Annotated in this window: 11 protein-coding genes and 1 pseudogene; 5 read left to right on the top strand and 7 right to left on the bottom strand. The window is 64.1% G+C overall.

Going from position 1 to position 12,743, the window contains the following annotated elements:
• Window positions 1-51: 51 nt before the first annotated feature.
• The 3 genes from argF (at window position 52) to AC3A6F_RS04885 (ending at window position 2,874) form a co-directional block, all read left to right on the top strand.
• Complete coding sequence (gene argF / locus AC3A6F_RS04895) at window positions 52-975, top strand: ornithine carbamoyltransferase (RefSeq protein WP_487678846.1); 924 nt, start codon at window positions 52-54, stop codon at window positions 973-975.
• 114 nt (window positions 976-1,089) lie between these two features.
• Window positions 1,090-2,322 (top strand): argininosuccinate synthase, encoded by a 1,233-nt coding sequence (locus AC3A6F_RS04890; RefSeq protein WP_487678845.1) that lies wholly within the window; start codon window positions 1,090-1,092, stop codon window positions 2,320-2,322.
• A gap of 258 nt (window positions 2,323-2,580) precedes the next feature.
• Window positions 2,581-2,874 (top strand): GIY-YIG nuclease family protein, encoded by a 294-nt coding sequence (locus AC3A6F_RS04885; RefSeq protein WP_487678843.1) that lies wholly within the window; start codon window positions 2,581-2,583, stop codon window positions 2,872-2,874.
• 9 nt (window positions 2,875-2,883) lie between these two features.
• On the opposite strand, the gene blaOXA is transcribed toward AC3A6F_RS04885, so the two are convergent.
• From blaOXA to murB, 6 genes and pseudogenes are all read right to left on the bottom strand, one after another.
• The gene (gene blaOXA, locus AC3A6F_RS04880; protein WP_487678988.1) at window positions 2,884-3,651 is read right to left on the bottom strand and encodes a class D beta-lactamase; all 768 of its coding nucleotides are present in this window, start codon (window positions 3,649-3,651) and stop codon (window positions 2,884-2,886) included.
• Window positions 3,640-4,434 (bottom strand): annotated as a pseudogene (gene bla / locus AC3A6F_RS04875) (subclass B3 metallo-beta-lactamase); the annotation flags it as partial. The gene blaOXA and the pseudogene bla, both read right to left, overlap by 12 nt.
• Window positions 4,435-4,503: 69 nt before the next feature.
• The gene (locus AC3A6F_RS04870; RefSeq protein ID WP_487678842.1) at window positions 4,504-6,228 is read right to left on the bottom strand and encodes a penicillin-binding transpeptidase domain-containing protein; all 1,725 of its coding nucleotides are present in this window, start codon (window positions 6,226-6,228) and stop codon (window positions 4,504-4,506) included.
• Window positions 6,225-6,608 carry a BlaI/MecI/CopY family transcriptional regulator gene (locus AC3A6F_RS04865; protein ID WP_487678841.1) on the bottom strand — a complete coding sequence of 128 codons (384 nt, stop codon included), beginning with the start codon at window positions 6,606-6,608 and terminating at the stop codon, window positions 6,225-6,227. Before AC3A6F_RS04865 ends, AC3A6F_RS04870 begins: the two co-directional genes overlap by 4 nt.
• Window positions 6,609-6,670: 62 nt before the next feature.
• Complete coding sequence (locus AC3A6F_RS04860) at window positions 6,671-7,378, bottom strand: SDR family oxidoreductase (protein WP_487678840.1); 708 nt, start codon at window positions 7,376-7,378, stop codon at window positions 6,671-6,673.
• Between the two features lie 24 nt (window positions 7,379-7,402).
• A complete protein-coding gene (gene murB / locus AC3A6F_RS04855; RefSeq protein WP_487678839.1) occupies window positions 7,403-8,431 on the bottom strand; it encodes a UDP-N-acetylmuramate dehydrogenase in 1,029 nt (342 codons plus the stop codon).
• 302 nt (window positions 8,432-8,733) lie between these two features.
• On the opposite strand from murB, the gene AC3A6F_RS04850 reads away from it, so the two are divergent.
• A complete protein-coding gene (locus AC3A6F_RS04850) occupies window positions 8,734-9,219 on the top strand; it encodes a YajQ family cyclic di-GMP-binding protein (protein ID WP_487678838.1) in 486 nt (161 codons plus the stop codon).
• A 178-nt stretch (window positions 9,220-9,397) separates the two neighbouring features.
• Entirely contained in the window at window positions 9,398-10,666 is a 1,269-nt protein-coding gene (locus AC3A6F_RS04845) for a nitronate monooxygenase (RefSeq protein WP_487678837.1), read from the top strand.
• Between the two features lie 439 nt (window positions 10,667-11,105).
• On the opposite strand, the gene AC3A6F_RS04840 is transcribed toward AC3A6F_RS04845, so the two are convergent.
• A complete protein-coding gene (locus tag AC3A6F_RS04840; RefSeq protein WP_487678836.1) occupies window positions 11,106-12,653 on the bottom strand; it encodes a catalase in 1,548 nt (515 codons plus the stop codon).
• Window positions 12,654-12,743 lie beyond the last annotated feature (90 nt).

The following is a 12,743-nucleotide window of genomic DNA, read 5'->3' as shown; positions in this document are numbered from 1 at the left end:
GAAAGAAAAAGCCCTTATAATTCAAGGGACAACAAACGAGTAGACCAGATTATGCCAGGCACCACTCCGATCAAGCACTTCCTGCAATTCTCCGACTTCACGCGCGACGAGTTCGAATACGTCATCAAGCGCGCGGCGATCATCAAGCGCAAGTTCAAGGCCTATGAGGTCTATCATCCGCTGGTCGACCGCACCCTGGTGATGGTGTTCGAAAAGAGCTCGACCCGTACCCGCCTCTCGTTCGAGGCCGGCATGCACCAGCTGGGCGGCGCCGCCATCTACCTGAACACCCGCGACAGCCAGCTGGGCCGCGGCGAGCCGGTCGAAGACGCCGGTCAGGTGATGAGCCGCATGTGCGACATCATCATGGTCCGCACCTTCGGCCAGGACATCATCGACCGCTTCGCCGCCAATTCGCGCGTCCCGGTCATCAACGGCCTCACCAACGAACACCATCCCTGCCAGGTGCTGGCCGACGTGTTCACCTTCCATGAGCATCGCGGTTCGATCGCCGGCAAGACGGTGGCCTGGATCGGCGACGCCAACAATATGCTGTACTCGTGGCTGCAGGCGGCCGAGGTATTCGGCTTCCACCTGAACGTCTCGACGCCGAAGGGCTACGAGATGGATCCGGGCCTGGTCAACACCACGCGCTATACGCTGTTCGACAACCCGTCGGACGCCTGTCTAGGTGCCCACCTGGTCAATACCGACGTCTGGACCAGCATGGGCTACGAGAAGGAAAACGCTGAGCGCCTGAAAGCCTTCGACGGCTTCATCGTCGACGAAGCCAAGATGGCGCGCGCGGCCAGCGACGCCCTGTTCATGCACTGCCTGCCCGCGCACCGCGGCGAGGAAGTCTCGGCCGGCGTCATCGACGGCCCGCAATCGGTGGTCTGGGACGAAGCCGAGAACCGCCTGCACGTGCAAAAAGCCCTGATCGAATACCTGCTGCTCGGTCGCATTGAAGATTAATTTTTTTACCCCCGAAGCTTGATCGTTGGCCATCCGTCCTGTTGTAATGACAGGATGGATTTGCGCGCCAGCTGACCATTACTCCTCTACCATCCCTCCATCACTGGAACTCCCATGAGCGACATCAAGAAAGTAGTCCTTGCCTATTCCGGCGGTCTCGACACCTCCGTCATCCTGAAATGGCTGCAAGACAATTACAACTGCGAAATCGTCACCTTTACCGCCGACCTCGGCCAAGGTGAAGAACTCGAACCGGCGCGCGCCAAGGCGCTGAAATTCGGCATCAAGCCAGAAAACATCTACATCGACGATGTGCGCGAAGAGTTCGTGCGCGACTTCGTGTTCCCGATGTTCCGCGCCAACACCGTGTATGAAGGCGAATACCTGCTGGGCACCTCGATCGCGCGTCCGCTGATCGCCAAGCGCCTGATCGAGATCGCCAACGAGACCGGCGCCGACGCCGTTTCGCACGGCGCGACCGGCAAGGGCAACGACCAGGTGCGCTTCGAGCTGGGCGCCTATGCGCTCAAACCCGACGTCAAGATCATCGCCCCATGGCGCGAATGGGACCTGCTGTCGCGCGAAAAACTGCTGAAGTACGCGGAAGACGCCGGCATCGCGGTCGACATGAAGCACAAGAACGGCGGCGCGCCGTACTCGATGGACGCCAACCTGCTGCACATCTCGTTCGAGGGCCGGCACCTGGAAAACCCGAGCGCCGAAGCCGAGGAATCGATGTGGCGCTGGACCGTGTCGCCCGAGCAGGCGCCGGATGAGGCGGAATACCTCGATGTCGAATTCGAAAAAGGCGACATCGTCGGCCTGAACGGCAAGCGCCTGTCGCCAGCCGCCGTCCTGACCGAGCTGAACCGCCTGGGCGGCAAGCACGGCATCGGCCGCCTGGACCTGGTGGAAAACCGTTATGTGGGCATGAAGTCACGCGGCTGCTACGAAACCCCGGGCGGCACCATCATGCTGCGCGCGCACCGCGCGATCGAATCGATCACGCTGGACCGCGAAGTGGCGCACCTGAAGGACGACCTGATGCCACGTTACGCTTCGCTGATCTATAACGGCTACTGGTGGGCGCCGGAACGCGTCGCGCTGCAGACCCTGATCGACCACACCCAGGCCACCGTCAACGGCTGGGTGCGCATCAAGCTGTACAAGGGCAATGTGATCGTCGTGTCGCGCGATTCGAAGACCGATTCGCTGTTCGACATGAACATCGCGACCTTCGACGAAGACGGCGGCGCCTATAATCAGGCGGATGCGGGCGGCTTCATCAAGCTGAACGCGCTGCGCATGCGTATTGCGGCCAAGGCGCGCGCGAAGCGCGGGCAGTAAGGCGGTTGGAACCGGCTTGATAGCTGGTTTCGGCTGCGATGGGAAGCCGCCTTTGGGCGGCTTTTTTTGTGGGCGGGAATTGTGGTGGTGGTGTGCTGCGGGCTTGGGTTCCCGCCTGCGCGGGAACGACGTGCTTAAGCTGCGGGCCGGAACATCCTTCTGCCACCCCCTCAAAACCGTCGTTCCCGCGAAGGCGGGAACCCCAGTCCCTTGAGCAGCCACAAACGCCACCCATGACCGCCCGCGCAAACTGGCCGCATGGACAAACCGTCTTATGTCTACATGCTAGCCAGCCGCCCCTACGGCACGCTATACATCGGCGTCACCTCCGACCTGATCAAGCGCGTCTGGCAACATCGCGAAGCCGCAGTCGCGGGCTTCACGAAACAATATGAAATCAAGAACCTCGTCTGGTACGAGATCCACACCGACATCATCTGCGCCATCACCCGCGAAAAACAACTCAAACGCTGGAACCGCGACTGGAAGATCAACCTGATCCAGTCACTCAACCCATCCTGGCGCGATCTCTTTCACGAGATCTGCGGCTAGCACCCTCGTTCACAAGAGTCCCAGCGCCTGCAACGCGGCCTTCCCCAGCGGCACCCGCTTTGCGCCAACCGTATCGTCAGTGATGTCGGCATTCAGCGCGAACGCATACACCTTGCCGTCCTTCTCGACCCAGCCCACCCACCAGCCGATCTGGTTCTTGCGATCGTCGGGCATATACCAGCCGGTCTTCGCGTGAAGATTCGGGTTATCCTCCTGGCGCACGATCTCGCGCACCGCCGCCATCGCGGCTTTCGGGAACGGCAGCTTGCCTTGCGCAAGACGCCCCAGAAAGCGGGTCTGCTCGACCGCACTGATCTTCAACGGCCCCTCGAGCCAGAAGGCGTCGATGACCGATCCCGTCTCCATATTGCCGTAATCGAGCTGGCGCAGGCCTTCGCGCATGCGCGGCATGCCGATGCGGCGCGCGAGTTCCTTGTATACCGGGACATTCGATATCCTGATCGCCTCGCGCAGCGGCATGTCCCTGGCCCACTGCGGCAGGTAGGTCGGCCCGCCGCCATACGGCAGCACTTCGTCGACGCTGGAGACGGCGCCGGTGGCCAGGCCGATCAGCGAATTGGGGATCTTGTAGGTCGATGCCGGGACGTAGCGGATGCTGGCGCGCTGGCGGTCGTGGCCCGTGTATTCACCGGTGGCGACGTCGTGCACGACGAAGGTGCCGGTCACGCCCGCCTTCTCGAATATCTCGGCGATCTTCGCATTGTCGTGCCAGACGATCGGCGGCGTCTTCGCTTCCGCCGCGAGCGTCCTTGCCAGTTGCGCCCGGCCCTTGTCGGCATAGGTACGGCAGGCGGTCTTGTCGACGAAGGCCGCATTACCCAGCCTGGCGCGCTGCGCGTGGCGCTTCCACAAGTCGCTCCCTTCTGGATGGGCCGACACCAGCACGTCGCAAGGCAGCGCCGCGACCTTCGCGATCGAGCGCTCCACGTCGCCGCGCGCGGTCGGATAGGCCGGGTCACCGCTGTAGCGGAAGGCGCCGGCGGCGATGGCGTTCAGGCTGTCGGCATACACCATGTTCACGCGCTTGGCCCCGTCGTTCGACACCCAGGTCCAGGTCGAGCCGCCCTGGGTGTGGCCAGGCGTCGCGTGCAGGCTAACGGCCAGCGGGCCAACCTTGACCGTTTCGCCGTCGCGCACGATGCCGACCTTGGCCACCGGGGCCATGTCGAGTTCGAGCAGGCCGGCATATTGCGGATCGCCACGGCTGGCCTTGCCGGAGCGCAGGACCGGCGCCGCGGCGGCAGTCGCCTTGACCTCGGCGCCGGACAGCCGCTGCAGCTCGGCGATCCCGCCCGCGTGGTCGAAGTGCTCGTGCGAATTGAGGATGATGCGGATGTCCTCGACCTTGAACCCGAGCTTGCGGACGTTGGCCGCGATCTGGTTGGCCGCCTCGGGGATGGCGCCATCGATCAGGATGTGTCCCTGCTTCGAGGCGATCAGCACCGCGCTGAGACCGCGCGTGCCGACGTAATAGCTGTCGCTCGACAAGGCGAACGGCTCTTGCGGCGTGCTCCAGTCGTCGGCGGATGCGAAAGGCATGCACGCGACGAGGCCAGCCGCGGCCAGTGCCAGGCTTGTGATCTTCATGAAGGGTTCCTCAAATAAGGTTTAGAGCGCGTCCAGCCTTGACGGCAGTTCGCGCAGGAAGGCTTCTTTCAATAGCGGGCCGGCCGCGCGCTCCGGGTGCTGCCGGTCCAGGGTCAGGCGTGTGAACACGATCGTGCGGCCGTCCTTGATGGCCCAGCCGACGAACCAGCCGTAGGAACGCGGCGGCTCCGCCATGCCGGCCGGCTGCTCCAGCACGGCGGTCCCGGTCTTGGCATACACATCCCAGCCGTTTGGCAGCGTGGGCAGGCGCAGCAGGGTCGAGGTCGTGTCGTAGGCCTGCGCAGTCAAGCCCAGCTCGCGGTTGACGACCTTGCGCAGGAAGGCCGCCTGCTCCTGCGGCGAAATCTGCAGCGAGGAACCGATCCAGGCATCGGTCACGCCGCCCGACAGATCCCGGTTGCCGTAGTCGAAACGCTGCAAATACGATTGCAGGCCGTCGACACCGAGGCGCGAAGTCACCTGCTGCGCATACCACACGGTCGAATTGCGGATCCAGCCCGTGGGGTCGGTGGTCGTGCGCCAGGCCGGCAGCCAGTCGATATAGCCTGGCTTGAACGGCAGCGCCGGCGTGTGGGCGTCGACCAGGATGCCCCTGTCATAGCCCATCAGGCTGACGACGATATTGAACGTGGAGGCCGGCGTGGCGCGCACGCCGCAATCGCCCTGCTCGAGCAGGCGCGCGCCGCTCGCGGCGTCGAGCATGAGGGTGCAATCGAGGGTCTTCGGATGGCTGCTCCAGGCCAGCGCGGGCTGCAGCGCCAGGTTGCCGCCGAAGGCCAGCGCCAGCATCGCGAATCCCGCGCCGCGCGCCCATGCGGCGTGCCGTGCCGCGCCGGGAGCGCGGATCAGTTCGACCCGGGCCGCCAGGGTATCCGGGACGACGCCGCCAAACGCCAGCGCCCCACTCATGTCACGATGCGCATGGTGCTGCATGCGCAGCTGCGCGACCAGGGCCGCGGCATAGGCACGGCGTTCGAGCGGCGGCCGGCCGCGCAGCACGTCGCGGTCGCAGCCGAGTTCCTGCGCCCAAGTGAGTTTTTCGCGCAGCAGGCGCATGGCGGGATTGAACCAGCACAGCGCCTGCAGCATGGCGCCCACCGTCAGCCACCACAGGTCGCCGCGACGCCAGTGCGTCAGTTCGTGGGCCACGATCAGCTCGCGCTGCAGCGGATCGATGTCGCGCAAGGATAGCGGTAGCAGCAGGCGCGGTTTGAACGGGCCGACCAGCATGGGCGGGATCGGGGCGTCGACTTCGACGATGCCCGGCCCGCTTGCACCTGGCTGGCGCGCGCCGCCCCGCATCAGCCGGTTCAGCGTCCGCTGGCCGCGCCAGAGCCGGGCCAGCATCCACGCCAGGCCAAGCGCGTAGGCCAGCACCCAGGCCCAGGCCAGCCAGGCCAGCGGGGAACGCCCATCCACGGCGGCCGCCAGCATGCCGGCGACGGTCTCGGAGGCCCTGTCGACAACGGGCAGGTTCGCCGCCGCCGCGCTCACGTCGACTTCGAACACCGGTTGCATATTCGCCTGCCGCGCAGGAGGCATCAGCAGCAGCAGGAAGGTGGCCGCGATCGCGGCCTGTCCCAGCAGCCAGGTCGAGCGCTGCATGCCCAGCGCCGGCAGCGCGCGCCGCGCCAGCCAGGTCGCGCCCCAGACCGCCAGCCCGGCCGCCAGGCAGCCCGCGCTGGCGAACAGGAAGCGGATGGCCAGCTGGTCGAGCGCAGTCATGGGGCGCCGTCCGAGTCCAGCGGCCAGTCGTTCAGGAGCTGCTCCAGGCGGGCCAGCTCCGCATCGTCGACCAGCTTGCTGCCGGTGAACATATTGACCGGCAGCGGCGTATCGATTTCCATCACACGCCGCCCGAAGTCATGGGCGAAAGCAGCCAGGGTGTCGACCTTGTCGCTCACCGCCTCGTACACCTGCACGCCATGGCGCAGCTCCTGGCGCACCATGTTTTTCTCGAGCATGCGTTCGAGCGTCTTGCGGGTCGACGAATACGACCAGCCCAGTTCCTCGACGACGACGTCATGGAGTTCGCGGGCGCTCAATGGCTGCCGACGCCACAGGGCTTTCAGCAGGCTCAGTTCAGTGATCGAGGGCACGGCCATGGACAACACTCCAGATTGCGACGATAGCCACAATGATGCGACAAGTGTCGCAATGCTGTCAACTAGTTACGCAAGTCATCCACCGGCTCGCTGCCGAAGCCCGGCGCCAGCAGATAATCGACCAGCTTCCTGGCGCATGCCTCGGGCGAATCCAGCGCGCCGCCCTCCTTCAGCGCGATGAACCGCTCGCGCATCGGGAAATCGGCATCCGGCGTGGCGCGGATCGCGGCCTGCATATCGGTGTCGATCACGCCTGGCGCCAGGCTGCAGGCGCGCACACCCGTGTCGCCGTCGAGCAGTACCGCGCGCGCATGCTGGTCGAGCGCCGCCTTGGTCGCGCAATACACGGCCCAGCCGGGATAGGCATTGCGCGCCGCGCCGCTCGAAACGTGCAGGATGCGGCGCTGGGCCTTTGGCGCGGCCCGCACGAAGGCGGCGGCCAGCGCCAACGGCGCCCCGACGTTGAGCGCGACGGCGCGCAGCACCTCGGCGGGATCCTGCGCGGCCAGCGGCCCGACCGGCGTGACGACGCCGGCATTGTTCACCAGGAGCGCGTCGCCCGCGTCCTGCAGAAAATCGCGCAGCGCATCGCCCGCGAGCCAGGCTTGCAGGGCGGCCGGATCGGCCATGTCGAGCGCGATCTGTTCGATGCCGGCCATTGGCGAGCGGCCGCGCGCCAGGCCCAGCACGGCGATGCCGCGCGCCTGCAGTTCGGCCGCGACCGCGGCCCCGAGGCCGCGGGTGTGGCCGGTGACGATTGCCTTCTTCATACTGTAGTCCTCTTAAGTACGTCCTTAGATGAAAACGGGTTCGGGTTCGAGCGCCACGCCATAGCGGGCCGCCACGTCGGACTGGATGGCCTGGGCCAGGCGCACCACATCGGTCCCTAGCGCGCCGCCAAGGTTCACCAGCACCAGCGCCTGCTTGTGGTAGACACCGGCCGGGCCGATGTTCTTTCCCTTCCAGCCGCACTGGTCGATCAGCCAGCCGGCCGCCAGCTTCTCGCTGCCGTCCGCCTGGGCATGGTGGACCAGGTTCGGATACATCTCGAGCAGGCGCCGGCATTCCTCGCCCGAGACCACCGGGTTCTTGAAGAAGCTGCCGGCATTGCCGATCTCCAGTGGATCGGGCAGCTTGCGGCGGCGGATCGCTTCGACGATGGCGCCGATATCGCGCGGCGTCGGCGCCGCCAGCCCCGCTTCCTGCACCGCATTGGCCAGTTCGGCATAGCGCAGGTTCGGCTGCCAGGCTGCCGGCAGCGCGAAGGTGACGTCCAGCACGATCAGATCGCGCCCCTCGGCATGCTTGAAGATGCTGTCGCGGTAGCCGAAGCGGCAGGCGGCCGCGTCCAGGGTGAGGATCTGGCCGCTGGCCATGTCGAAGGCAGTCAGGCTGTGGAACACATCCTTGGTTTCGACGCCATACGCCCCCACATTCTGGATGGGTGCGGCGCCGACCGTGCCGGGGATCAGGGACAGGTTTTCCAGCCCGCCCAGCCCCTGCGCCAGGGTGAACCCGACGAAGGCGTGCCAGTTCTCGCCGGCCTGGGCGCGCACCAGGATCTTGCCGCCCTTCTCGCCCAGGATCTCCCGTCCCTGGCCGGCCATGTGCAGCACCAGGCCGTCGAAGTCCTGGGTGAACAGCAGGTTGCTGCCGCCGCCCAGCACCAGGCGTGGCAGATTGGCGAGAGCGGGATCGGCGCGCAGCGCCGTCAATTGCCCGGCGCTAGTTACGCGCAGGTATTGACGGGCGGTGGCGGGGATGCGGAAGGTATTCAGCCCGGCGAGCGGCTGGTCGTGGACGATGGGCAGGTCTGGATGCATGACGGTTGGGATAAAAAATGTCGTTTCATTATAGTGGTTCACGCATTCCCGACTTTCCTGCCTGGCAAAACGGTCGCGATTCGGGCCGTTGTCCGCTAAAATAGAGGGATTAATCTAAGAGCCTGTCCCGGTAGGTGGGGGGGAAGCTCATGGCGATGCATGGCGGGCGTGGGCAAGGCGCGAGGAGGCCGCATGGCGCGCCATGCAACGACGAGCAACGCAGCACACGCCTGCCAGGCGCGCCAGGAGCGACTCCCACCTACCGGGACAGGCTCTAATGCTTTATAAAATAAGGACACTCCATGCCATCGTTTGATGTGGTCTGCGAAGCAGACATGGTCGAAGTCAAGAACGCGGTCGAGCAATCGAACAAGGAAATCACGACCCGCTTCGACTTCAAGGGCAGCTCGGCCAATGTCGAACAAAAAGAGCGCGAACTGACGCTGCTGGCGGATTCCGATTTCCAGCTCAGCCAGGTCAAGGACGTGCTCATCAACAAGATGTCGAAGCGCAAGGTCGACGTACGCTTCCTCGACGAAGGCAAGATCGAGAAGATCGGCGGCGACAAGGTCAAGCAGGTGATCAAGGTGCGCAACGGTATCGAGACCGAAGACGCGAAAAAGATCACCAAACTGATCAAGGAAAGCAAAATGAAGGTGCAGGCCAGCATCCAGGGCGAGTCGGTGCGCGTTACTGGTGCTAAGCGCGATGATCTGCAAACGGCGATGGCGATGTTGCGCAAGGATGTGCAAGAGCTGCCGCTGGCCTTCAATAATTTCCGCGACTGATCGCCACGCTGAGTCGCATGTGGCCGGCATGACCGGCTTGAAAAGCGAGGCGCACGCGGACGTGATCTGCGGCGCCTTGCCCCGCTTGGAGTAGAATGGCGCCGTGCGAAAACGTACGCGTTTACGACGCTGCGCGTCGCCGCACCCCCCGGGCAGATTAGGTAGTCTAAGGATAGCAATGAAACGTGTTGATGATTTCCGCCTACGTATGGGCAACAAGGAATATGTGCCCATCATGATTGGCGGAATGGGCGTGGACATTTCGACGTCCGAGCTGGCCCTCGAAGCGGCCCGCCTCGGCGGGATCGGTCATATCTCCGACGCCATGTCCCAGGACGTGTCCGACCGCAAGTTCGACACCACCTTCGTTAAAGACAAGACGAAGACCTACAAGTTCAACATCAACAATATGAACAAGGCGGTGGTCCAGTTCGACCTGGATCACCTGGCCGAGGCGACCCGTCGCCACGTCGGTTCGACCATGGAAGCGAAGAAAGGCGATGGCCTTATCTACGTCAATTGCATGGAAAAGCTGACCATGAACGCGCCGAAGGAAACCCTGCGCGTGCGCCTGGGCGCGGCGCTGGACGCCGGCATCGACGGCATCACCCTGTCGGCCGGCCTGCACCTGGGTTCGTTCGAGCTGATCAAGGACCACCCGCGCTTCCGCGACGCCCACCTGGGCATCATCGTGTCCTCGGTGCGCGCGCTGCAATTGTTCCTCAAGAAGGTGTCGCGCCTGAACCGCAAGCCGGACTTCGTCATCGTCGAAGGCCCGCTGGCCGGCGGCCATTTGGGCTTCGGCCTCGACGACTGGAAGCAGCATGACCTGCACACCATCATGGACGAGATCCACGCCTTCATGCAGGCCGAACAACTGGGCATCCCGGTGATCGCGGCCGGCGGCGTGTTTACGGGTTCGGATGCGGCCGGCTTCATGGAAAAAGGCGCCGCCGGCGTGCAGGTGGCGACCCGCTTCACCGTCACCAGCGAGTGCGGCCTGCCGGACAGCGTCAAGCAGGAGTACTTCCGCGCCAGCGAAGAAGACATCGAAGTCAACGGCGTGTCGCCGACCGGCTATCCGATGCGCATGCTCAAGAATACCCCGGCGATCGGCTCGGGCATCCGTCCCGGCTGCGAATCCTACGGCTACCTGCTCGACGCCACCGGCAACTGCGCGTACATCAATTCGTACAACCGCGAGGTGCAGGCCCATCCCGACCAGAAGAAAGTGGTCGTGATGGACAAGACCTGCCTGTGCACGCACATGCGCAACTTCAATTGCTGGACCTGCGGCCACTACACCTACCGCCTCAAGGACACCACCCACCTGCTGGCGGACGGCAATTACCAGATCCTGAGCGCGGAACACGTGTTCAAGGATTACCAGTTCAGCGTGAACAACGAGATCGCGCTGCCGGTGAAGCAGGAAGTGGCAGCGGCGTAAGCGCCGCCAGATCGATAATCAGTGCCCCTGGCACAAGAACGTCGTCCCCGCGAAGGCGGGGACCCAAGTCTGCAAGCATCACCACTTGAATTTGTATAAGTGGCTGTGCTGATTAACTTGGGTCCCCGCCTGCGCGCACTGGTGTCCGGAATATTTATACGCAAAGTATGCATCGTCATCCCCGCGAAGGCGGGGATCCATGCTGAATCAAAGAATGTTCATGCTTTAGCGTAGTCTTGTCGCTTGTCGAAGGCGATTTTTGAGCCGCTGGTCGGTCGAACTTAGGTTCCCGCCTGCGCGGGAACGACGTGGTTTCTCCTATGAGGCGGCCTTTTTCAAGCGCCCGAAATTATTCCGGACACCAGTGCGCCTGCGCGGGGACGACTTTTTTACGCTAGCGGGAGACATCGCCTGCTAGCGGATCACTCCTTCAGCGGGATTATTCCTTCAGCGCCGCAGCCAGCGCCGCGATCTTCGACGCATCGCCACCCACCGCCTTCACCAGGCGCTTGCCGTAGTCGGCATCGGCCTTCCAGAAATGCGACAGCATGGTGTCGCGGCTGTCCACGTTCTGTACCCGCTTCAGGTCGCCCGACAGGTTGACGATCAGATCGTCACGCTCCTGGGCACTCAGCGAGCGGTAGAACTCGCCGGCCTGGCGGAAGTTCAGCGTCTTGGCGATGCGCTGTTGCTGGGTACTACCGGCCAGCGGCAGATTGCTCGAGCGGGCGTTCGGATCTTCGACCAGCGGCGCCAGGCGGCTCGGCTGGTAGTTCACGCTGCCCTTGCGGCCATCGATATTGCCCTGACCGTCTTGCTGGTGGTTACGCACCGGCACCAGCGGCTTGTTGATCGGCAGCGACTGGAAGTTGGCGCCCAGGCGGTGGTGCTGGGTGTCGATGTACGAGAACAGACGGCCCTGCAGCATGCGGTCTTCCGACGCCTCGATGCCCGGCACCAGGTTGCCCGGCGCCATCGCGACCTGTTCGGTCGCCTCGAAGAAGTTGTCCGGCACGCGGTCCAGGGTCATGGTGCCGACCTTGCGCTCCGGGATGCCGGGCCAGATCTTGGTCGCGTCCAGCGGGTCGAAGTCGAACTTGGCCAGCTCCTGCGGCTTGAGCACCTGCACCGTCAGGTCCCAGCGCGGAAACTGGCCGGCCTTGATCGACTCGTACAGGTCGACGGTGGCGTGGGCCGTGCTCTTGCCCTGAATCAGCGGGATCTCTTGCGGACGCAGGTTGCGCTCGCCCTGGCGTGATTTCCAGGCGAACTTGGCGTACACATACTCACCCTTAGCATTGACCAGCTTGAGCGCATGCACGCTGCTGCCATCCATCTGACGGTAGTTGGCCGGCGTGCCGTAGTTCGAATAGACGCGAGTCAGCATGGCGGTCGCTTCCGGCACGTGCGAGAAGAAGTCGAACACGCGCTCCGGCTCCTGCACATTGGTGACCGGATCCGGCTTCAGCGCGTGGATCATGTCCGGGAACTTGATCGCGTCGCGGATGAAGAAGATCGGAAGGTTGTTGCCGACCAGGTCCCAGTTGCCTTCCTGGGTATAGAACTTGGTGGCGAAGCCGCGCGGGTCGCGCGTGGTTTCCGCGCCCGAGCGGCTCGGGATCACGGTCGAGAAACGCACGAACACCGGGGTCACCGTATCGCGCCTGAACATCTTTGCGCGGGTCAGGTCCGACAGGTCATCGGTGACGACGAAGCTGCCGTGGGCGCCGGTGCCGGTCGCGTGCACCACGCGTTCCGGGATGCGCTCGCGGTCGAAGCGCTGCAGCTTCTGGATCAGGTGCACGTCCTGCAGCAAGGTCGGGCCGCCGGGACCGGCGGTCTGGCTGTTCTGGTTGTCGCCGACCGGGGCGCCATTGTCCTTGGTAAGGGTCTGGGCATAGGCGCCCTGGGCCAGCGCCATGGCGCCGGCAGACAGGGTCAGGGCGCATAAGGCGAGGCGCCCGGCAGAAGGTAAAGCAAGACTCATAGTCAAAACCTATTTAATTGCAAATCGAGATAGCTATCTTATAGATGAGTATGTCATTTATGAAATCAATTATCTTGATAGAACCGATAG

Source organism: Massilia sp. Soil_C_3 (assembly GCF_057657035.1).
Note: the sequence above shows the minus strand (reverse complement) of the source record. Positions and strands in the feature narration are given on the sequence as shown.